Source organism: Acetivibrio cellulolyticus CD2, assembly GCF_000179595.2.
Lineage (GTDB): Bacteria > Bacillota > Clostridia > Acetivibrionales > Acetivibrionaceae > Acetivibrio > Acetivibrio cellulolyticus.
Genome location: NZ_JH556659.1, coordinates 609,983 through 631,905, shown reverse-complemented (window position 1 = coordinate 631,905; position 21,923 = coordinate 609,983). Strand labels below are relative to the sequence as shown.

18 protein-coding genes and 1 pseudogene are annotated in these 21,923 nt (G+C 34.2%); 8 read left to right on the top strand and 11 right to left on the bottom strand.

Annotation, left to right across the window (positions count from 1 at the left end; translation table 11 throughout):
* Both ACECE_RS29820 and ACECE_RS28655 read left to right on the top strand, forming a co-directional pair.
* Positions 1 to 232: pseudogene (locus tag ACECE_RS29820) on the top strand (hypothetical protein); the annotation flags it as partial.
* A gap of 14 nt (positions 233 to 246) precedes the next feature.
* Positions 247 to 720 carry an IS110 family transposase gene (locus tag ACECE_RS28655; RefSeq protein WP_010251387.1) on the top strand — a complete coding sequence of 158 codons (474 nt, stop codon included), beginning with the start codon at positions 247 to 249 and terminating at the stop codon, positions 718 to 720.
* Between the two features lie 228 nt (positions 721 to 948).
* On the opposite strand, the gene pyk is transcribed toward ACECE_RS28655, so the two are convergent.
* The 5 genes from pyk to asnA all read right to left on the bottom strand — a co-directional run bounded on the left by pyk (position 949) and on the right by asnA (position 7,133).
* A complete protein-coding gene (gene pyk / locus ACECE_RS0222670) occupies positions 949 to 2,688 on the bottom strand; it encodes a pyruvate kinase (protein ID WP_010251386.1) in 1,740 nt (579 codons plus the stop codon).
* A 415-nt stretch (positions 2,689 to 3,103) separates the two neighbouring features.
* A complete protein-coding gene (locus tag ACECE_RS0222665; RefSeq protein ID WP_010251385.1) occupies positions 3,104 to 3,715 on the bottom strand; it encodes a Crp/Fnr family transcriptional regulator in 612 nt (203 codons plus the stop codon).
* 14 nt (positions 3,716 to 3,729) lie between these two features.
* Positions 3,730 to 4,305, bottom strand: a complete 576-nt coding sequence (locus ACECE_RS0222660) for a Crp/Fnr family transcriptional regulator (protein ID WP_010251382.1) — start codon at positions 4,303 to 4,305, stop codon at positions 3,730 to 3,732.
* A 247-nt stretch (positions 4,306 to 4,552) separates the two neighbouring features.
* Entirely contained in the window at positions 4,553 to 5,947 is a 1,395-nt protein-coding gene (gene asnS, locus ACECE_RS0222655; RefSeq protein ID WP_010251380.1) for an asparagine--tRNA ligase, read from the bottom strand.
* Between the two features lie 172 nt (positions 5,948 to 6,119).
* Entirely contained in the window at positions 6,120 to 7,133 is a 1,014-nt protein-coding gene (asnA, locus tag ACECE_RS0222650; protein WP_010251378.1) for an aspartate--ammonia ligase, read from the bottom strand.
* A gap of 203 nt (positions 7,134 to 7,336) precedes the next feature.
* Here asnA and ACECE_RS0222645 point away from each other — a divergent pair, with 203 nt between their 5' ends.
* From ACECE_RS0222645 to ACECE_RS0222635, 3 genes are all read left to right on the top strand, one after another.
* Positions 7,337 to 9,130 carry a sensor histidine kinase gene (locus ACECE_RS0222645; RefSeq protein ID WP_083878898.1) on the top strand — a complete coding sequence of 598 codons (1,794 nt, stop codon included), beginning with the start codon at positions 7,337 to 7,339 and terminating at the stop codon, positions 9,128 to 9,130.
* A gap of 65 nt (positions 9,131 to 9,195) precedes the next feature.
* Positions 9,196 to 9,846, top strand: a complete 651-nt coding sequence (locus ACECE_RS0222640; RefSeq protein ID WP_010251375.1) for a response regulator — start codon at positions 9,196 to 9,198, stop codon at positions 9,844 to 9,846.
* 152 nt (positions 9,847 to 9,998) lie between these two features.
* Complete coding sequence (locus tag ACECE_RS0222635; RefSeq protein ID WP_010251373.1) at positions 9,999 to 11,669, top strand: DUF2339 domain-containing protein; 1,671 nt, start codon at positions 9,999 to 10,001, stop codon at positions 11,667 to 11,669.
* Between the two features lie 111 nt (positions 11,670 to 11,780).
* On the opposite strand, the gene ACECE_RS0222630 is transcribed toward ACECE_RS0222635, so the two are convergent.
* Together ACECE_RS0222630 and wsfD are read right to left on the bottom strand one after the other, a co-directional pair.
* Positions 11,781 to 12,500 (bottom strand): peptidylprolyl isomerase, encoded by a 720-nt coding sequence (locus ACECE_RS0222630; RefSeq protein WP_010251371.1) that lies wholly within the window; start codon positions 12,498 to 12,500, stop codon positions 11,781 to 11,783.
* Positions 12,501 to 12,614: 114 nt separating this feature from the next.
* Entirely contained in the window at positions 12,615 to 14,048 is a 1,434-nt protein-coding gene (wsfD, locus tag ACECE_RS0222620) for a glycan biosynthesis hexose transferase WsfD (protein ID WP_010251369.1), read from the bottom strand.
* A 283-nt stretch (positions 14,049 to 14,331) separates the two neighbouring features.
* On the opposite strand from wsfD, the gene ACECE_RS0222615 reads away from it, so the two are divergent.
* From ACECE_RS0222615 to ACECE_RS0222605, 3 genes are all read left to right on the top strand, one after another.
* On the top strand, positions 14,332 to 15,288 hold the full coding sequence (locus ACECE_RS0222615) for a Na/Pi cotransporter family protein (protein WP_010251366.1): 957 nt from the start codon (positions 14,332 to 14,334) through the stop codon (positions 15,286 to 15,288).
* A 123-nt stretch (positions 15,289 to 15,411) separates the two neighbouring features.
* Entirely contained in the window at positions 15,412 to 16,149 is a 738-nt protein-coding gene (locus ACECE_RS0222610) for a M48 family metallopeptidase (RefSeq protein ID WP_010251364.1), read from the top strand.
* Positions 16,150 to 16,700: 551 nt separating this feature from the next.
* Positions 16,701 to 18,407, top strand: coding sequence for an LTA synthase family protein (locus ACECE_RS0222605; protein ID WP_456049042.1), 1,707 nt, complete (start codon positions 16,701 to 16,703; stop codon positions 18,405 to 18,407).
* Positions 18,408 to 18,552: 145 nt separating this feature from the next.
* Here the strand turns inward: ACECE_RS0222605 and ACECE_RS0222600 are convergent, their stop codons facing one another.
* The 4 genes from ACECE_RS0222600 to ACECE_RS0222585 all read right to left on the bottom strand — a co-directional run bounded on the left by ACECE_RS0222600 (position 18,553) and on the right by ACECE_RS0222585 (position 21,578).
* A complete protein-coding gene (locus tag ACECE_RS0222600) occupies positions 18,553 to 18,849 on the bottom strand; it encodes a hypothetical protein (RefSeq protein WP_010251360.1) in 297 nt (98 codons plus the stop codon).
* A gap of 30 nt (positions 18,850 to 18,879) precedes the next feature.
* Positions 18,880 to 19,374, bottom strand: a complete 495-nt coding sequence (locus ACECE_RS0222595) for an SEC-C metal-binding domain-containing protein (protein ID WP_010251358.1) — start codon at positions 19,372 to 19,374, stop codon at positions 18,880 to 18,882.
* 184 nt (positions 19,375 to 19,558) lie between these two features.
* Positions 19,559 to 20,296: a tRNA pseudouridine(38-40) synthase TruA gene (truA, locus tag ACECE_RS0222590; RefSeq protein WP_010251356.1), complete on the bottom strand. Its 738-nt coding sequence runs from the start codon at positions 20,294 to 20,296 to the stop codon at positions 19,559 to 19,561.
* 76 nt (positions 20,297 to 20,372) lie between these two features.
* Positions 20,373 to 21,578, bottom strand: a complete 1,206-nt coding sequence (locus tag ACECE_RS0222585) for an NADP-dependent isocitrate dehydrogenase (protein ID WP_010251354.1) — start codon at positions 21,576 to 21,578, stop codon at positions 20,373 to 20,375.
* Between the last annotated feature and the right edge of the window lie 345 nt (positions 21,579 to 21,923).

Here is a 21,923-nt window from a genome sequence, read left to right as displayed (position 1 = left end):
TTCTCTTGCCCAAGAAAAGATATTTTCAGATACATTTGGTGCTACATCCAGCAGCATTATTGAAGAATTCTTTTCTGTTGATGAAATTTCGTATATGCCAATTGAAGAACTGGTTGACTTTATCAGCAAAAAGGTAAGGGCCGCTTTGATAATCCTGATGAAATTGCAGCCACTCTTCAGAAAGCTGCAAGAAGTTCATACCGTCTTCCCAAAACGGTTACTCATTCAGTAAATCAGGTACTTGCTGTGTCTTTTTCGGCTATAAAAGCTTATAAGGAACAGCTCAAAATCTTTGATAAGGCTATTGAGGAACAAATTAAACTTATTCCTAATCCTTTAACCTCTATCAAAGGAATCGGCCCTGTATACTCTGCCGGAATAATAGCAGAAATTGGTGATATTCATCGTTTCAAAGATCATGCTGCATTAGCTAAATTTGCGGGTATTTCCTGGACAAAACACCAATCAGGAAACTTTACGGCTTCAAATACTAAATTAATTAAGTTTGGTAACCGTTATTTGCGTTACTACTTCATGGAAGCAACTAACAAAGTGAGATTGCACGATCACGAGTTAAAACGCTTCTATGAATTAAAATATAGCCAAACCCCAAAAACAGCTCATAAAAGGGCACTTGCATTAACTGCCAGAAAATTCGTTCGACTTGTCTATGCACTGCTGCATAGCAATCGACTTTATATTCCACCAAAAGGAGATTAATTTCCATTTGGTTAACCATATCCTACCATATTTACAAACTTACTTTGGTAGACTTAATAGGTGATGCCTTTTTATGCTCAAAACCGGTAAAATATCATCAATATTTCTAAATTTATTTCCAATTTGGTATTGACATTTTACCGCTGGACTTTAAGGGTCATACGAAATATTACTTCTAACTTCTTTAACATAGACTATTTGCTTATAAAAACGCTACCAATTTACATCCTATCCGTAGCAAACAATTCCTCTTTCCGAGTCAATAGTGACTACTGAGCCGTTTTTAAGTATCTTGGTAGCATTATCTGCACCAATTATAACAGGTATTTCAAGAGCAAGACCTACTGTAGCCGCATGAGTATTCTGTCCACCCTCTTCAACTACTAATGCGGAAGCTCTTTTGATTATAGGAAGCATTTCGTTATTGGTATATGCTACAACCAATATATTGCCATCGGAAAAATTGGCATTAGCCTCATCAACAGACCTTGCAACCCTTATTTCTCCTGTTACTGTTCCCGTACCGATACCTGTTCCCTGAACAAGAACCTTTCCTACAATATGCACCTTTAATATATTTGTGGTCCCACTCATCCCAATAGGTAAACCTGCAGTTATTACAGTAATATCCCCATTTCTGACAAGGTTGGATTCTAGCGCCTTTTCAACTCCCATATCGAACATTTCATCAGTAGATGTAGCTTCCGTTACAAGATAAGGCAACACTCCCCATGACAACGATAACTGCCGCTGTACTCTAGGAGAGACAGTTGTTGCAATTATAGGACACTGGGGTCTAAACCTTGATATCATCTTGGCAGTATGTCCGGAATGAGTAACAGTAATTATTGCAGAAGCCTTCAAATCCTGGGCAGTTGTACATGTAGCATGACTTATTGCATTGGTTACATTCGGTGAAAAATCATGCTGCATCCTTTGAGACCTTGCCCAATAATCAATTGATCCTTCTGCTTTTCTAGCTATTTTAGCCATAGTTTCAAGCGTCTCTATAGGATATTTTCCTATTGCCGTTTCACCTGAAAGCATTATTACACTAGTACCATCATAAATAGCATTGGCAATGTCACTGGTTTCAGCTCTTGTGGGCCTTGGATTTCTGATCATAGAATCAAGCATCTGTGTAGCAGTAATAACAGGCTTACCACTTCTGTAACATTTTTCTATCAGCATCTTCTGTACCACAGGCACCTCTTCAACCGGTATCTCAACTCCCAAATCTCCTCTTGCCACCATTATTCCGTCTGATACTTTTATTATTTCATCAACATTTTCAATAGCTTCCCGGTTCTCAATCTTGGCAATGACATTCAAATCCTGGCCACCATTATTTTCGAGCACCTTTTTTATATCAATAACGTCAGAAGCCTTCCTGATAAAGGAAGCTGCAATAAAATCAAATTCATTTTCTATTGCAAACTTTATATCTTCAACATCCTTTTCGGTAAGGGAAGGAAGATGGACCTCAACCCCCGGAACATTAACTCCCTTATGATTCCCTATCATTCCCCCGTTCAACACCTCACATACGATGTCCTTATCTTTTATATTAATTACCTCAAGTTCAACCAGCCCATCATTTATAAGTATTCTGGTTCCTTTTTTTACATCTTTATATAATTCCTTATATGATACTGAGCATTTAGTCAAATCACCCAAAATATCAGCATTTACAAGAGTAAACCTATCACCTTCTTTTAAAAGCACTTCACTATTTTCAAAGTTTCCAAGTCTGATTTCCGGACCCTTCGTATCTAAAAGTAAAGGAACTGGCAATCCCAATTCGTCTCTAACCTTTTTTAAACGATCTGCACGTATTTTATGCTCCTCATGAGTTCCATGTGAAAAATTAAGCCGCACAATATCCATACCTTTTAGCATTAGTTTCCTTAAAGTTTCTTCACTGTCTACTGCCGGTCCTAAAGTACAAATTATTTTTGTCTTTCTCATTTACTACACTACCTCCAAACATAAATATAAGGTGCAAGAAAAAGTACACTCTTACACCTTTGTAATAATTGTACACACATTATAATTGTATAGGGTATTTTAAAAAATTAATACCACATAGATTTGAGTTTCAAACAAATGGTTTATTGGGCACATCAAATAAATATTTCAAAGACTTTTAAAGCGTCATATCCAATAAGTCAATTTAATTTATATCATCATTTTGTGCAAACCACAAAGTCGAAATTTGTCCATTATTCAATAATTTCAGCTTTTTTCAGTCAAAATCATTTATGTACTGAATTAATCTCGACTTCACAATATATAAATGTGTTTGACGAAAATTATAAAGATATATGTAAATTCGAATATCTACCCTATCATATTTCGAACATGTCTTATCAAAATTTAACACCTATGGCCTGCTCGCGATAACTCTCCTCAAGACCATGTCATTTATACTTACAATGTTTCCACTCCTTAAAGTTATAAGCCCCATCCTTGTCCAATTATCAATTATTTGCTGAACTTCCAATTCTGGCTCCCTTATAAGTTCAGGAAGTTCAGAAATACTGACTTCCTCCTTGTTTTTGTATACCACAAGGTAAAGGTAGCTGTATAACTTTTTATATATAGAAGTCATCTGCATGGCATTTAGAAGTTCAAAAGAATACTCCAGCCTATCCGACAGAATATTTAAAAAGTATGCTGCAAACGCTGTATTTGTATTAATTATATTATATAAATTCCTGTTATTTATTTTAATAAGTTTTACATCACTTATAGCCATAACTGTGGCAGTTCTTATATTTTCACTATATAAGGCAAACTCTCCAAACAATTCATTTTTCTTCATAATTCTTATTGTACACATATTGCCATCTACAAACTTAACTACTTTCACAGAACCTTCATACACAACATAAAAATCTTCTCCATAATCGCCTTCAAAGAAAATAATGTCTCCAGTGTTATAGGTAACACCATATTTTTCGAAAAGATTTTGAGAATTCATCGTGGATTCCATACATATCCCCCCAATCAAATTCTCATTAAGAGAGTATCTAACTCCTGAATAGTTTCTTGCCCCTCAGAGTCATCCTTATTATTACACTCATACTGCTTAAGAATTATTAAAGCTTTTCTGTAATAATCTGTATTCTCATATTTCACTTTAAGCCTTTCAAACAGCTCTTGTGATTTGTCCATCTGGTTATGTTTATAAAAGTACATAAAACCATCATATATCTTTTGGGCCAGGTCATCATCGGATTGAACACTTTTTAATTCAATCCTTCTGTTTATTACCTTCAGGAATTCAACAATGTGAGTAAATATACTTTCTCTAATATCTTTATTTTCCATAATATATTTCTGTATACCCTTGCTGTCAAACTCCAATACTTCACAATCAGTATTCGCAATTGCAGTCTCTCTATATTTTGAATCGCTAGCAAAACTTGCCAACCCGAAAACAGCACCTTCTTTAACACACAAATTGCCAAATTGTCTGTTTTTAAGTATTATCTGTCCCTTTAGCAAAATATAGCATTTCAAGGACAGCGAATTTTCCATATAAATATAGCATCCTTTTCTATACTCCATTGTCCTTTCCACAACCATACGCCTCCTGTACCAGTATAACTGTACCAGAATTCTATAAGACAATACTTACCCTAATTTAAGCATATAACTTTTCTCTACTGCTTACAATGAATATTCGTACCCACAAGACCTAGTCTTTTCTACTGTTTTAATAGTAACAAATGCCTAAAAAACAAAAAAGTCAGAAAGAAATGCACTTTCTTAGGCATTAAAAAAGGCACGGATTATTTTATAAATCCATGCCCATAATATTCTTAATTTAGAATTCAGCAGTATTTACAGTTCTCGGAAATGATATAACATCTCTTATATTAGACATACCTGTAATATACATTATAGCTCTCTCGAAACCAAGACCAAAGCCTGCATGCTTTGTTCCTCCATATTTTCTTAGATCTAAATACCACCAATAGTCATCTTTGTGAAGACCAAGTTCATCCATTCTCTTCTCAAGATAGTCAAGTCTTTCTTCCCTCTGGCTTCCGCCAATTATTTCACCAACTCCTGGTACTAGTAGATCCATGGCTGCAACCGTTTTGTTGTCATCATTCATCCTCATGTAAAACGCTTTGATCTCCTTTGGATAATCGGTTACAAACACAGGCTTTTTGAATATCTGCTCCGTAAGGTATCTTTCATGTTCTGTTTGAAGGTCAGTTCCCCACTCTACAGGGTATTCAAATTTGTCCTTTTCCTTCTTAAGCAGCTCAATTGCCTCAGTGTAAGTTACATGTCCAAATTTGGAATTAACAATATTATTAAGCCTTTCAAACAATGTATTATCAACAAAACTATTGAAAAACTCCATCTCTTCCGGTGCATTTTCCATACAGTAGTTTATTATAAACTTAAGCATGTCTTCTGCAAGTTCCATATCATCACTAAGATCTGAGAAAGCAATCTCCGGCTCTACCATCCAGAACTCAGCCGCATGCCTTGCAGTATTTGAGTTTTCTGCCCTGAAAGTCGGTCCAAAGGTATATATGTTTCTGAAGGCCATACAGTAGGTTTCACCTTCTAGCTGTCCACTAACTGTAAGATTTGTCTCCTTCCCGAAGAAATCCTCATTGAAATCTATACTACCTTCTTTGGTTTTTGGCAAATTATTCATGTCAAGTGTCGTAACACGGAACATTTGGCCCGCTCCCTCTGCATCACTTCCAGTTATAATAGGTGTATGAACATATACAAAGCCTCTTTCCTGGAAGAACTTGTGTATAGCGTATGCAGCAAGAGACCTGATTCTAAATACCGCAGAATAGGTATTTGTCCTTGGTCTTAAATGCGCTATGGTTCTCAAATACTCAAATGTATGTCTTTTCTTCTGAAGAGGATACTCTGGCGCAGACATACCTTCAATTTCAATCTTGCTCGCTTTAAGCTCAAAAGGCTGCTTTGCATTTGGAGTTTCAACAAGCACCCCCTGAACAATTATAGATGAACCAACCGGAATTTTGGTTATTTCTTTGAAGTTGGATATGTTCTGTTCTTCAAAAACAATCTGGAGGTTTTTGAAAAATGATCCATCGTTTACTTCAATAAATCCGAAGGTTTTTGAGTCTCTAATTGTTTTTACCCAACCTGCAACAGTTATTTCATTGTTGATATAATCACCTGATTGTCTATACAGGCTTTTGATCATTATACTTTTCATACCTATTAACCCCTTTGTTAATTGATATTTTTTCTTAAGATATAATCTCAAAGAAAATAATAATATTTGGCATTTCAATAAATATTGTACACGGAATTTTATTGAAATGCCAATATTATTATTGTTATATTATCTATTTTTTATAACGAATCAAAAAATATTTCCACTATTCCTATAACAATTTTATATTTGCCTTATCACAAACTTCAATCATTTCATCAGACCATATTGAAGCTTGTACTTCCCCAATGTGAGCTTTCTTAAGGAAGTACATACATAATCTTGACTGGCCGATTCCGCCTCCAATAGTATATGGAAGTCTCTTTTCCATTAAATCCTTATGGAACTTAAGACGTTTACGGTCTTCACATCCCGCCTCTTTCAACTGTTTTACAATAGAATCTTCATCAACTCTTATTCCCATTGATGATATTTCGAAAGCTCTGTTTAATACTGGGTACCATAAAACTATATCTCCATTAAGCTCCCAGTCATCATAGTCAGGAGCCCTGCCATCATGCTTTATACCTGACTTTAAAAGTCCACCGATTTTCATTACAAATACAGCCTTTTTATCTTTTGCTATCATATCTTCTCTTTCCTTTGGTGAAAGTGAAGGATACATATCTTCCAGTTCCTGTGTAGTTACAAAGAAAATATCCTCCGGTAAGATTTCAGGAACATCTGTATAATTGCTGCAAACAAATTTTTCAGTTTCCTTTACTGCACCATAGATTTTTCTCACTATTTGCTTTAAAGTATCAACATTTCTATCTTCCTTATTAAGGACGCGTTCCCAGTCCCACTGGTCAACATATATTGAGTGAAGATTGTCAAGATCTTCGTCTCTTCTTATTGCATTCATATCAGTATACAAACCTTCTCCTACCTGGAAATTGTATTTTCCAAGAGCCATACGCTTCCATTTTGCAAGAGAATGTACGACCTCTACAGTATCTCCGCCAATTCCCTTTACATCAAAAGCTACAGGTCTTTCTACTCCATTAAGGTTGTCATTCATGCCAGTATCAGGCTTTATAAAAAGGGGAGCAGATACACGGCTTAAGTTTAATTCTTTAGCGAGCGTATCTTCAAAATAATCTTTTATCTTCTTTATTGCTTCCTCAGTCTTTCTCACAGACAAAATAGGATCATAGTTTGAAGGTATTATCAGTCTATCTGTCATTTATGTTTCCTCCTCAATATACAAAAAATAGTCATACCACACATTATATCACCGTTCTTATTCCATTGCCACAAAAAGGTGAATTCTTAATAAAAGAATTTTTCAAATTCCAATCTTGCAAAATGCTTAATCCCTCATTATAAATTTTCCATATCATTTTTTAATACTCATCTTTAATACTCAGTTTATATTTGTATTAATTTATGTTAAAATGTATCTTAAAATATATTTTCTTGGAGAGTGCCATGAACCATCTTTGGAATAACATAATATTTATTCAATCTATATCAATTGTTTTATCATTGTCAATGATAATCTTCTTCCTTTTTAGAAGCAAAAAGACACATTTGCTTTTAAGCTATATATCATGTCAAGCTCTGATATTTGTCTGGTCTACAGGCCAGATACTGGTTTTTTCTGCCCAAAACAACAATACGATGAGAATATCAATGATATATGAATATACTGCAGTGATATTTGTTTCTCTCTCATGGTTGATGTTCTGCCTTCACTATACATACAACCGACTTCTCATAAGAAAGTGGTTTATTATTCTTTTATTTACTCCACCTGTGCTAATGTTCATTGCATTGCTCACAAATCACTTTCACCATTTATTTTTCAGCTCATTTGAAATTGGACATGTGGTATTTGGACCACTTTTTTGGGCTCATGCTGCCATATCCTATATTTACCTGACAGCAGGAATAGTTATCCTTATCAAGTCCTCTATAAACCATTTAGGTTATGCCCGAAATCAATCGATCGTTCTTATTATAGCCTCTTTAATTCCTTTTGCTGCTAACATTATTTATCTTGCAAACCGGACCTTTAAACTTAATATACTAAACACCAAGTATGATATTACTCCTATCAGTTTTTCACTGACTCTCTTGTTTTTTGCCATTGCCACATTCAAATACAGGTTTTTGAATATAGTACCTATTGCTTTCAGAAAGATAGTCCATAACCTTAACGAATCAATAGTTGTGGTAGATAGCCTAAATAAAATCGATAATTATAATAAATCCTTTGAAATTACTTTTTCCAACAATGGTCAAATTAAAACATATGATAATATAAACAAATTTATTAGGACGCTGAAAGATAATATAATTTATACACCTGAAACAGAAAACCTGATAAGATCTATAAAAAGTGAAACACAAACAAATGCCACCGGTGAACTCACCATATTGGCACCTGTGAAAAAGTGTTTTCAAGTAAATATACAGCCTATTTTCGGCAGCAAACATGAGTATCTCGGAAGAATAGTTATTTTTAATGATATAACTGAATATAAAAACCTGCTCGATGAGGTGAATGAAAAAAATGTAGAGTTATCCGCTATGAACGAACAACTCTCTGAATATGCCGAAACAGTTGAAGAACTTGCTATAACCAAAGAAAGAAACCGTTTTGCAAGAGATGTTCATGATACACTTGGTCACACTATGACACTGCTAATATCACTCCTCGAAGTAAGCAGCATAATGTGTAAGCAGGATCCTGCAAAAACTGAAGAGAAGCTCTCAGAAGCACTTAAAGCTGCAAGGGACGGTCTTAAAGAATTAAGACGCTCAATCAAAGGTCTCGAGCCTGAGAAGCTTGAAAGTGAAGATATTATAAGTTCAATAGAGAAAATGATCGAAGATTTCAAACCTTCCGGTATGAATATTGACTTTTCATACGACGGTTTTAATTCTTTCTCTTCTCCAACATATTCAAAGGTAATATTCAGGGTATGTCAGGAAGCTCTTACAAACTCCCTTCGCCATGGCAAGGCAAAACATGTTAATATAATATTAAGACTAGCTGACAGCAAAATTAAGATTTTTATATTTGATGATGGCTGTGGAAGTACTGATATCAAAAAAGGTTTCGGGCTATCTGGAATGGAACAGAGGGTAAAAGATCTCAATGGTGACATAGTATTTGGTTCAGACGGTGAAAGCGGATTTAATATTAGACTCGAAATACCTATAAATAGCCTGTAATACCCTAAAATAAAAGGATTATATTTATTAAATGCATCGAGTTAACGAAAGGATTGATATATAAAATGATAAAAGTTGTACTAGTCGACGATCAAGTAATCCTCAGGGAAAGCCTCAAATTTATAGTAGAGCAGGATCCTGAAATAAAAGTTGTTGGGCTGGGCAGTAATGGAGAAGAAGCCTTGAATCTTTGCGGAGAACTTGCGCCTGATGTAGTTTTAATGGATATTATGATGCCTGTTTGCAACGGTGTTGAAGGAACAAAACTTATAAAATCAAAGTTCCAATCTATAAAGGTTATTATCCTTACAACCTTTAACGACGAAGAAAATATCTCAAAGGCAATCAAAAATGGCGCTGATGGATATGTTCTAAAGGATATAAAACCGGACGATTTGATAGTTGCAGTAAAAAGTGTTGCTAAAGGTTTCAGCATCATGCACCATACAGCTCTAAATACTGTTGCAAAGCAAATTAACCATGATAAGGAACCAACCCAACGTAAACAAGAACCTAAATTCGATATAAACTTAACAGACAGGGAACTTAGCATTATCAAGCTGATTGTCGATGGAAAAAGCAATAAGGAAATTGCATTAAGCATCTTCATAACTGAAGGCAGTGTAAAGAACATTATTACAAACATATTGGAAAAATTAAACCTGAAAGACCGTACACAACTTGCCGTATTTGCTGTAAAAAACAATATAGTATGACTTTAGTCACCTTCCCTTTTTTAAACTATGACTTTCGGATGTTGTTTGATGACTTGCGATATCTACAAACTCGCCTTTATTGGGAGTAATATTAGAGTATACAGCCAAACAACATTTTTGAGGTTTTAAGTTGTATAGAAGGGATGGTTAAAATGAAAGATTTTCTAAGAAAGCATTGGATAACACTTTTAGGTGCAATTTTTACATTCATGGCTTTCTCCTATTCATTCAAATATGCAGTTGATATGGGCTGGATATCTGATGAACTAAAAATTGGAATTGGAATTATGGCAGCATCGGCTTTCATAGCTTTTGGTGTTACACTCCATCAAAAGGGCAACAACATATTAAGTGAAATATTAAACGGGCTGGGCGTTGCATTACTATATACAACATTCTCCTTTGCCGGTATTTACTACAGCCTCTGGACTCCAATGACTGTATTCCTTGCCATGACAGCAGTCACTCTGGCGCTTGCAGTATATTCTTATAAATTCAATTTCCGTACACTTATGAATCTTGCGATATTAGGAGCACTCATATCCCCAATAATTATGAAATCACAGGGAGATCAGGTTTTTACATTGTTTCTTTACCTCCTCGTAATCAACTCAATATTCTTCTTTGTAAGCGTAAACAAGAAATGGCTTGAACTAAGATTATTACCGTTTATAGGGACATGGATACTTTTTACTGTATATTACTTTTACTTTAACCCTGAAAACCGGGTTGTACCTTTCATGTATGCTATAAGCGCATTTATATTCTATAATGTTGGCTTTTTAATATCCTCCTGGAAAGAAAACAAGAGCTTTGATGGACTTAACCTCTATCTTGGAATTACAAACGGAGCTGTATTCGCGTTATGGTCATTTGGGATAATGAATGATATTATAAACTTCTCAATAATTCTTGCAGGTATGGGAATTATATACCTCGCAGCTACAGCAATAACATATTCCTTAACAAAAAAATATTCCTTCTCTGTTATCACTAATTTCTTCGCAGCTATGCTCCTCCTTATAATTTCAGGATCAGAAATTGGTTCCGGAACTTCCATCAAGCCTTTAATATCAGTTTTCATGTGGGCAATTATCGCAATACTGATTCTCGTAATAGGTCAGATTAAAAACAAAGATTACCTTAAGCTTATATCAGCTGTTATCTGGATTTTCGTAGGTACATACTGGTATGGTGTTACCTGGACTACACCTATGGGCGAATGGTTTAATACATTTATCCCTATATTAAACTGGTCAGGTATGGCTTGGGTAACACTTGCAGTATTGGGCTTTTATTTCTCTCTTAAAGTTAAATTTGATTTTGCAAGCAAAGATCCAGCAGGCTCTGACAGCAAATTCGTATCCAATTTCTTCTCAGTAACAAGCCACCTGATTGTTGGCGGATTGCTGACTTTCCAAATTGATAATCTATGGATGGAATACACCATTAAATCCTTTGACTTGTGGTTGACACTATCAGTTACATGGGGAATTTATGCACTTCTCCTCTTTGTGTGGGGCGCATATAGCAAACAGTCAATATTCAGATGGTTTGGGTCAGTTGTTTTAGTTATTGTAGCTATTAAGACTATATTCTATGATCTCTCGGAATCGGAAATGATCTTCAAAATTATAGCGATGTTCATACTTGCTATAATCACATTTGCCATATCTTATATAAATAGCAAATGGGGAAAAGATCAGAAAACTAAAGTTGAAATACACAACACACCAACTATTGAAATTTACAGCGAGGACGAAATCAAAACACCTGAAAATAATGTTAACAGTGTTAATATCATTAAGGAAGTTTGGGAATAAAATTATACAAAAAACCCTCCCCCAATAATATTATTTTGGATATCAAAAAAACTCAAGTTGATTGAACACTTGAGTTTTTTTGTGCTATAACAAATTTATTTTTTATTCAATTTACGGTGCTGTCGTAATTTTAATATCCACAATCTTTACATCTTTCGTTGGCTTACTTTTTGCATCTACCTCTACAGCCGCAATTTTGTCAACAATATCCATGCCTTCATAAACCTGACCAAATACCGTATGTGCCTTATCAAGCCATGGTGTTCCACCAATTTCTTTATATTTAGCTATAGCGGTTTTGTTAATCCTGTTTTCTGTCATGAGATTTATCACCTCAGAATTAATTGTGCTTACAGGTGCTTGAACAATGAAGAACTGGCTTCCATTAGTATTAGATCCGCTATTTGCCATTGAAAGGGCTCCTCTAAAGTTATGAACTTTTTCACTGAATTCATCAGCAAAAGGTTGCTTCCAAATGCTCTCTCCACCTGTACCTGTCCCGGTCGGATCTCCACCCTGTATCATGAAGTCATTGATTACCCTGTGAAAAATCAAGCCATCATAATACCCGTCCTGAGCATGAGTTACAAAGTTTTCGACTGCCTTTGGTGCTTCCCTAGGGAAAAATTTAATCTTTAAATCCCCCATGCTTGTCTTCATAACTGCTATGGTCTCCCCCTTAGCAGGTGGCTTAAGCTGATCAGTTTCAGGAACAACTGCCCCTTCCTTAGGCCATATTGCTACTCCACTACCTGAAGAGCCTTTTTGGCATCCCACAACAGAAAATGGAATCGATAAACATACTAGTGTAATTAGAAATTTCTTTAGCATCTTAATCCCCCATCTTTATACTTTATACTTTTTATGAAAAATAGTATACCATATTTTATATGAATAATACACATACTATTTTCAATTATATCAACCTCCAATAAGGTAATTAAGCTATTTTAATTTAATCTTCCTCCCTAATTCAACGATTAATTCAAGTAGGAGTATAAACATATAAACAAACATAATATCAAAACACACATTAAACAAAAATAGGTGCTTGCTTAAGTCTGCTTCCCCATCACATATTACAGGAACAACAAATTGAATAATTCCAATTAGCATTACCATTATAAATGTACTAAAATAAATTTTTTCCGCTGCTTTTCTGGCTTTAATATATTGAACAGATAGTATAACTGCATAAGCTATAAAGAAAAATATAATAAACAGCAGTGAATGTGGCATAAATGTGACTTTAAAATCGTTCCACATTCTAAAATACCCCACCTCTTTTTTGGCCTCAATATTATACATTCTTTCATAATTTCCAAACCCCAATATCAGATTAAATGCCTTATTCGCTGTAATCCCCAGTTTTTCTAAATACCTTAACGGATGTCTTATATAAAACAGGCCTACCTTTAAAGGACTTATATTTCTGTTAATTTCCTTTAGAAACACAGGATCTTTAATATTAATCGGATATTCATCCATAAAGAAGTTTGTCCCTGCAAGCTGAACATATTCTGTCTTTAATCCTAATTCCTCAAGGTCATTATTAGGTGATTCGGAATTTTTTAGCACTCCATAAAAAACAGACTGATACTTGTTACAAACTCTCATTACGCCAGGGATTGAGAAGTACGATGCTGTGGATGTAATAAAAAGTGAAACAACACATACTGCAATTACTCTTTTCCATTTACCACTATTTTCAATTCTAAGAAACACCAAGCTAAATAATGCTAAAACTATCCCTACTGGCGCATTTTGGGCCTTTGCACCTGTTAAAAGAATTGCCGCAATATAAAAAACAATCAGGGCAAAAGCACTTGGATTTTGACTTTTAGCTATATATATAGAAACAGCCACCGCAAGAAGAAGAGCTGTATAGGATAAAGCCTCCCCGTATAAGGAATTGAAATAAGATATATAACCTAAATCTGTAAATACTAAAACTGTGAGGATTATTGAGATAATGTTAATTATAGGTATAGGTCTTTTATTGTATTTAATCAAAAGATAAATAGATAAAAGAAATAAACAGCAATATAAGAACCCAAGAAATCTTATATCAAAAATTCCTCTGTTAAATAGCACAATTCTGCTTACTATTTTAGCAATAAAAACTAAAATAACCTCTGTAGAAAAGTAACCGACACCTTTTTGAAATGGGAGAGTCATTATAAACTCCCTGTTTACAAAATTGAAATACCTCTCATTATAATCCATAGTTTTATAACTCAAACCTGTAGTACTCATTATTCTTGCAAAATCCCCATTATCTGCAACACCTATAATCGGCTTAAACATCAATTCGCAGACTAAAAAAACAGCAACCATTAAAACAACAACTATCTCAGCTTTAAATATTCTCTCCCTCATTCTATACCAACCATATTCAGAATTAATAAAAACTATAGCAAAATTATCCAGTTATATTTTTGGGCACTAGCATCTTACAGCAATATTTTGATTACTAGAATTATTGCCTTTAAACACAAAAGCTATACGGTTCGGATCATAAGGAAAGATCACTTGAATAAAATTTCAGTATTAACAAAAAATTGTGTTCTATTCTCAATAATTAAATCTTATTTATTAGTAAAAGCTGAGAATGATAGAAGCCCAATTAATTACAAAAAATACACCCTTAAGGAACGTGGATATGACAAAAACAATTTTTATAATTTTAATAAACTTCATTATTGGTACAGTGCTCCTAAAGTATGGTGTCAGCCTCATGAGCAGTGGCCTCGAAAAAGCCAACACCGATAGAATGAAAAAATGTCTGCAAACCTTTGCAGGTAAAACCTCAACAGCTTTTATAACAGGTACATTAGTTACTGCACTAGTCCAAAGCAGTACTGCAATAATAGTAATTACGGTAGGGCTCGTAAACTCAGGACTTATGAAACTGCCTCAGGCAGTAGGTATAATCTTAGGAGCTAACCTCGGAACAACACTTACAGCACAATTGATGTCCTTTAAAATCACGAATTCTGCATACTTTTTTGTGGCAATTGGCTTGTTGCTTAAGTTTTTTGCAAAAAGGAACTCGGTAAAATGCCTGGGGACAGCTGTTGCAGGACTCGGTCTGATGTTTACAGGTTTAGGTATATTAAGTTTTGGTGCCCCTTACATAAAAGAAAGTCAGGCTGCACATTATATTTTTATGAAATATGGAAATAACCCTCTGATTGGACTGCTCATAGGTTTAATAACTACCATGCTGGTGCAAAGCAGCAGTGCTACAGTAGGTCTAACTATCGTTCTGTTTAATGCCGGGCTCATATCTTTTGATGCTGCACTCGGTCTGACTTTCGGTGATAATATCGGAACATCTATAACTACCCAAATTGCGAGCTTAGGAACTAACTTATCTGCCAAACGTACAGCATGGGCTCATACGCTGTATAACATAGTTGGAGTTTTGCTCGCCATGCTATTCTTCTCACCTTTTTCTAAGTCGGTTCAATTAATTACCCATATTGCAGGGCAAGGTGATAACAGGCTTATCGCAAATGCCCATACCATTTTTAACCTGGTAAGCGCCTGTCTGTTTCTCCCTCTAACGTCCTACTATGTAAAATTTATCGAATGGGTGGTTAATGAAACTGATTAAGTCATTCTCAATTGCAGTAAAAAACTATTTCACTTATTAAAAAAGTGTTGTAAAATTAAAAGTGCTCCACGTTTTAAAAGTTTTATCCTTTAAAATTTATAAGAATATTGGGATGTATCAAAAATGCAGAATTTTATTGAATTTGGAAATCAGAAAATTAATTATACTATTGTTAGAAGCAACAGGAAAACAGTAGGCATATCCCTTTCCATCAGCTATGGGGTTAAAGTAGCAGCTCCCAGAAAAATCAGCGATAAGCAAATTGCCGAAGTAGTAAACAGCAAAGCGGCATGGATAATAGAGAAGCTTTCCTATCTCGAAAGTATTAAGTCTGAAGTGCCTCAAATGAAGTTTATCGATGGCGAGAAGTTTTCAGTGTTGGGAAAAGAATATACTCTCAAAGTAAATATCAATCCGGCAATAAGCCTAGCATCAGTTTCTACTTCGGATAAATACCTGATTGTATCCTTACCTCAAAATGTTTGTGATAGTATCCTTGATAGTAAAGCCAATCTAATACGAAGTCATATAATTAATTGGTATAAGAACCTTGCAAGAGAGGTAGTTTCACAAAGAATAGACTTCTTTGCAAAAAAGTTGGATGTTAAGCCATCAAATCTTATTATAAAGGATCTAAAATCAATATGGGGAAGTTGTACGGGAAGAAATGCCATTAATATTAACTGGAAAATTATAATAGCTCCTCTGGATATTGTAGATTACCTTGTTGTACATGAGCTAACTCATATAAAAATAAAAAATCACTCAAAACACTTTTGGGGAATGGCAGAGTCAATACTTCCCAATTATAAGGAGTGTTCCAAATGGCTTAAGATTAATGGGCATAAATTGAGTTTTTAAAACAGTTCACTCCTATATTCTGTAAAATGTAGGAGTGACTTTACAATTTCTTCAAGCTACTATTTTTTTCAATTGAGGTTATACTAAGTAAAACTTAAATATTTATTCACACTTTGTTTATATATTTTTTATAATTTTGTTATATAATAAATTGTTGTATAATGTTTCAAACAACTAAAATGTGTATAGAAATTCCTTATACATTTGTTTTTTGCTCAATTAGTAGGTAATCAAGAAATCGAGTTATCTTGCAAAATGTTGGCATTTTGTATTAAAATATATATGCGATGCAAGTTATGGTAAGTATAATAATTAAAATAATAATGTATTAACTTTATAGAGAGGTTATGTTTGATATGCTAAATAGATTTAAAGATTTTTTGTCCAAATATATTAAACTTACAGAATCATTATTTATAACGCTTTTTGTAACCTTTATGCTATTTAAATGCCTTTATTTCCAATTTTCATCAAGGCTTAATAAGGCACCATATTTTACGCTTAATAATTTTTTAATGCTAATTTCCTCCATTTCAGTTCTTTTAATTATAGTGTCCTTATCCTTATTCCTTTTTAACAAGAAAAGGCTTATTGCTATTTTTATACTTAACGTACTGCTTACTACATTATTAATTGCAGATACAAATTTCTTCAGGTACTACTATAATTTGATTACAATACCTATTATATTTCAGCTAAATCCCAAGATGATTAGTACTGTGGACCAAAGTATTGCAAGCCTTTTTCAAGTTAAAGATATACTTTACATAGTCGATATTCCTTTTATGTTAGCTGCGCTTATAAAACTGCATAAAAAGGGGATAACAAGTATCCATTTTCCTAAAAGGATCAGAAAATCCATTGTCACTTTGGCTGTGGCCTTAGTAATAATACTTAGCGTATCTTCGATATCCAACATTTCTTCTTATGCTTACAGCAATAACTATTCTGCTAAGAGTCTTGGAGTATTCTATTCTCATTTTTATAATACAAAACTTTTTATTGAAAAGAATGTTTTAGAGGATGAAAATACTGCTAAAGAAGAAAAAACAGAGGTAGAAAAATATTTTGAGAGCAGAAACGTAAAAAAAGAAAATTCCAATATTCAATACAAGTATGAAGGTATAGCTAATGGTAAAAATCTCATTATTGTACAAATGGAAGCTATGCAACAATTTGTTATTGGAAAAGAAATTAACAATATGGAGATCACACCGAATCTAAATAAGCTTATAAAAGAAAGCCTTTACTTTAACAATATATATTATCAGGTATCCGGTGGAAACACCTCTGATGCAGAGTTTTTGACTAATAATTCCCTTTATCCACTAAGTGAGGGCTCAGTGTACCATAGATATCCTGAAAATACATATCATTCGCTGCCGTCCTTATTGAAACAAAAGGGATATAGTACATATGCACTTCACGCTTTTGATAAAATCTTCTGGAACAGGAATGAGATGTATAAAGCACTGCAATTTGATAAATTCTTTAGCTCAGAAGACTATGTTATGGATGATTTTGCAGGCTGGAGCGGAAATGCACTCAGTGATAAATCATTTTTAAGGCAATCACTGAATAAAATAGATACCTCAAAACCTTTTTACAGCTTTCTTGTTACATTGTCAAGTCATCATCCCTTTACCTACTTTGAAAACTTTGACTTTAATGTTGGTGAATATCAAGGAACTTACATAGGAAACTATATAAAAGCAGCACACTATGCGGATAGTTGTATTGGAAACTTTATAGATGATTTGAAGTCTAAAGGTCTCTATGAAAACAGCCTGCTTGTTTTTTATGGTGACCATTCCGCTGTTCCTAAGCTTGAAAATGAAGGACTGATGCAATTTTTGGGTATGGAATACAATGATCTTGACTGGGCTAAACTTCAACGTGTTCCACTAATAATACATTACCCCGGGCAGCAAAAAGGAGAATTAATATCTACTACCGGCGGACAAATTGATATAATGCCTACAGTTGCAAACATTATGGGCTTTGATGTATCTTATGCCTTAGGCAAGGATCTAGTTAATACAAAAAAAAGCTATGCAGTTTTAAGAAGCGGATCAATTATCACCGACAAATATATATATTTTAATGATACGAGAGAATTATACGATTACAACAGCGGTGATCCTATCAATATTGATTTATATGATAACGAGCTGCAAGACTTAATTAGTGAACTAAACATGTCGGATATTATAATCTCTAAAGATCTGTTTTCCAACCACAATGTACCAAAAAAATAAAAACTCAGGGACATCGAGTCCCTCCGTTTTAGCCTCTTTCATTTCACTCCAAGAGGCCAAATAGTAAAGAAGACCACGCCTCTATGGGTGGTCTTTTATTGAGAAACTTGCAAGGCAAATTCCCTTAAGATTCTAATTCTATGCATTAATCATTCTCTTTTATATCCAAGTAACAGCTTATGCAGTATACCTCTCCATCGATGTCATCTTCACACATTTGTTCAAGTTCTTTACCACAGCCTTTACAATGCACTGTCTTTAACGTTTCATCCTCTTTGTCTTCTATGTAATGACTACACTCGGTAATATTGCATTCTTCACCTTCGCATTCCTTACACTGTTCTGAAGGAAAACCAAATTTACATATATAATCACTATCATCTGATTCTATATTTACCTGTAGTTTCAAATGTTTGCAACTGTTGCAAATACATTCACTCATAACTCTACTCCTCTGAATCTAAAATAAAGCTTATATGCCACAACACTTTTTATACTTTTTACCGCTACCACAAGGGCAGGGTTCGTTTCTTCCCACTTTATTGCTTACAGCCATATTGGATCTGTTATAATCTTTCGTAATTTCATTTCTTCTATCTTTTGTTAATACCCCATCCCATTGAGGTAAGGTATATAACCAATTCGCTTTTGCATCCAGCATATTATAGAATAGTTTCTCGTAATCTACTTCAAGTCTAATATCAAAGTCTTCACTTAAGCTATCCAAATCTACTTCTTTAACCAAACTTGTATTTATTCCATCCATAAACCCGGCAAATGTTGCTGAATCCATTTCAAACTTTTGTGCCAACTCAGAAACCTTACCACTTATAATCTCATTGTGATTTTCTAGAATATACGCATATACTTCCTTTTCCTTTTCCAAATAAGTATTCCAAAACTCATTGTACTCTTTCTCCGGTCTTTCCTTATCAGCAACTTCCTTCCACTGATCAAATAAACTCATACTTTTCCTCTCCTTTTATGTTATTGCAGCTTTAAAATCAGCTTTTTCTTCTAAATTTAGTACCTAAAACAATTTTACATAAAATCAGCCAATTGTCAAATCCTCTATGGCAAGCTAAGGAATAGCCTGCCATAAAATACCTTTAAAAGTCATTCCAACCCTTTTTAATAAATTCGGTTTCCAATTAATATTCCACATCATAAAGAATCAAACCGTTGGTCGGGGCTGTCGGGCCTGCCAGTTTTCTGTCCTTTTTAGCAAGTATCTTAGGTATGTTATCAGCATTAATCCTGCCCGCTCCAACTTCAATTAAAGTACCTGCCATAATCCTCGCCATATTGTAAAGAAATCCGTTTCCATAAAACACAATATCCATTATCTCATTTTCCTTTTCAATTTCTACCGAAAATATTTCTCTTTCCTTTGATTTGTTTTTTGTTTTGAGCGATGTAAAGCTTGAAAAATCATGCATTCCTGTAAAATGTTCAGCAGCATTCCGCATTAACCTTATATCTAATGGTTCTGCAATATGTGTGCAATGCTTTCTCATGAAAGGATTATGGCGCTTTGCATTCCAGATTCTGTACAAATATTTTTTGCCTTTCACATGATGCCTTGAATGAAACATATTATCTACTTCTTCAGCATCAATAACTACAATATCTTCCGGAAGATACTTGTATAGATAATCCAGCATAGCATCTTCAGCCAAATCACTTTTTGTATGAAAGTTTGCTACCTGTTTGAAAGCATGAACCCCAGCATCAGTTCTTCCTGAACCTATCAATTCGATTTTTTCATTCGACATTTGGCTAAGAACCTGTTCTAACTTGCCCTGAATAGTTTTGTCCGAATCCCCAAGCCTCTGCCATCCTCTATACTTGCTTCCATCATATTGTATAACTAGCTTTATATTTCTCATTTTATATCTCCAGTCCTAAAAAATTGTAGCCCAGTATGGTATTATCTCTACTGGGCTAATAAATTATTAATTTAAATTACATAGCATCAAAGGTCTTCTTTATTTCCTTCAGGAAATCTTCAGTATTAACAATCTTTTTATTTGCCACCTCTGACAACTGGGCTAAATCTTTTGTCATTACACCGTCCTCTATTGTCTTTATGGAGGCTGCTTCAAGCTTATCTGCAAAATTCATAAGCTCTTTATTTTCATCCAATTCTCCACGTTTCTTAAGTGCTCCTGTCCATGCAAACAGAGTAGCCATTGAATTGGTGGAAGTTTCTTCACCTTTAAGGTGCTTGTAGTAATGTCTTGTAACAGTACCATGAGCTGCCTCATATTCATATTTACCATCTGGTGAAACCAAAACTGAGGTCATCATTGCAAGGCTTCCAAAAGCTGATGCTACCATGTCTGACATAACATCACCGTCATAATTCTTACAAGCCCATACCATACCGCCTTCTGATCTCATTATTCTTGCAACAACATCATCTATCAATGTATAGAAGTATTCTATTCCATTTGCTTCAAACTTGTCCTTGTATTCCGCATCGTAGATCTCCTGAAAGATATCCTTAAACCTGTGGTCATAAATCTTTGAGATAGTATCCTTAGTTGAGAACCAAAGGTCTTGCTTCTGGTCAACAGCATAATTAAAGCAAGCTCTTGCAAAACTCATAATGGATTCATCGGTATTATGCATTCCAAGTATAACTCCAGGTCCCTTGAAGTCATGGATTGTCTCTCTTGAGACTTCCCCGGTTTCAGAAGTAAATACGATTTCTGCCTTTCCAGCTCCATTTACTTTATATTCAACATCCTTATATATATCGCCATAAGCATGTCTCGCAAGTGTTATAGGCTTTTTCCAGCCAATAACAAACGGTTTTATACTATCAACTATTATAGGTGCACGAAAAACTGTGCCATCTAAAATAGCCCTGATAGTACCATTAGGACTCTTCCACATTTTCTTTAATTTGTATTCTTCCAGCCTTTGAGCATTTGGTGTAATGGTAGCACATTTAACACCAACCCCATATTTCTTTATAGCCATAGCTGAATCAATTGTAACCTGATCATCAGTTTTATCCCTGTTTTCAAGCCCTAAATCATAGTATTCGGTATTAAGCTCAATATATGGCTCAAGCAGGATATCTTTAATCATTTTCCACATGATCCTGGTCATTTCATCTCCGTCTATCTCAACCAACGGAACTGTCATTTTAATTTTACTCATGTCAATTACTCCTTTTTTATAATAATTAAGCAATTAGGTTTCGATAACTATTGGCATTTAAGGTACTTACCTCAAATTTTCATATTAAAACACTCTATTATTTTAAATTAAAATAGATGTATAATCAAGAAAGATTGATAAAAAATTATCCAAGTCTTTTTTACTATAATAGTCCCATGTATTATTAATTATTATGGTCCTTTAGTTCCATAGAAAATCAGACTGTGCTCTGGTAAAATATATATATAGAAATACTTTGAAATAAATAATGTCTTGAGAGAAAATATAGATTAAGTTATATTTTATAAGCCGCATGCTTTTCTAATTTTAATTGGTAAAACAATC

What these genes read in the sequence shown, in the direction of transcription:
- pyk (WP_010251386.1), bottom strand. Translation starts at nt 2,688, where the DNA reads ATGAGAAAGACAAAAATAATTTGTACTTTAGGACCGGCAGTAGACAGT.
- ACECE_RS0222665 (WP_010251385.1), bottom strand. Translation starts at nt 3,715, where the DNA reads ATGGAATCCACGATGAATTCTCAAAATCTTTTCGAAAAATATGGTGTT.
- asnS (WP_010251380.1), bottom strand. Translation starts at nt 5,947, where the DNA reads ATGAAAAGTATAATGATCAAAAGCCTGTATAGACAATCAGGTGATTAT.
- asnA (WP_010251378.1), bottom strand. Translation starts at nt 7,133, where the DNA reads ATGACAGATAGACTGATAATACCTTCAAACTATGATCCTATTTTGTCT.
- ACECE_RS0222645 (WP_083878898.1), top strand. Translation starts at nt 7,337, where the DNA reads ATGTTAAAATGTATCTTAAAATATATTTTCTTGGAGAGTGCCATGAAC.
- ACECE_RS0222640 (WP_010251375.1), top strand. Translation starts at nt 9,196, where the DNA reads ATGATAAAAGTTGTACTAGTCGACGATCAAGTAATCCTCAGGGAAAGC.
- ACECE_RS0222635 (WP_010251373.1), top strand. Translation starts at nt 9,999, where the DNA reads ATGAAAGATTTTCTAAGAAAGCATTGGATAACACTTTTAGGTGCAATT.
- ACECE_RS0222630 (WP_010251371.1), bottom strand. Translation starts at nt 12,500, where the DNA reads ATGCTAAAGAAATTTCTAATTACACTAGTATGTTTATCGATTCCATTT.
- wsfD (WP_010251369.1), bottom strand. Translation starts at nt 14,048, where the DNA reads ATGAGGGAGAGAATATTTAAAGCTGAGATAGTTGTTGTTTTAATGGTT.
- ACECE_RS0222615 (WP_010251366.1), top strand. Translation starts at nt 14,332, where the DNA reads ATGACAAAAACAATTTTTATAATTTTAATAAACTTCATTATTGGTACA.
- ACECE_RS0222610 (WP_010251364.1), top strand. Translation starts at nt 15,412, where the DNA reads ATGCAGAATTTTATTGAATTTGGAAATCAGAAAATTAATTATACTATT.
- ACECE_RS0222600 (WP_010251360.1), bottom strand. Translation starts at nt 18,849, where the DNA reads ATGAGTGAATGTATTTGCAACAGTTGCAAACATTTGAAACTACAGGTA.
- ACECE_RS0222595 (WP_010251358.1), bottom strand. Translation starts at nt 19,374, where the DNA reads ATGAGTTTATTTGATCAGTGGAAGGAAGTTGCTGATAAGGAAAGACCG.
- truA (WP_010251356.1), bottom strand. Translation starts at nt 20,296, where the DNA reads ATGAGAAATATAAAGCTAGTTATACAATATGATGGAAGCAAGTATAGA.
- ACECE_RS0222585 (WP_010251354.1), bottom strand. Translation starts at nt 21,578, where the DNA reads ATGAGTAAAATTAAAATGACAGTTCCGTTGGTTGAGATAGACGGAGAT.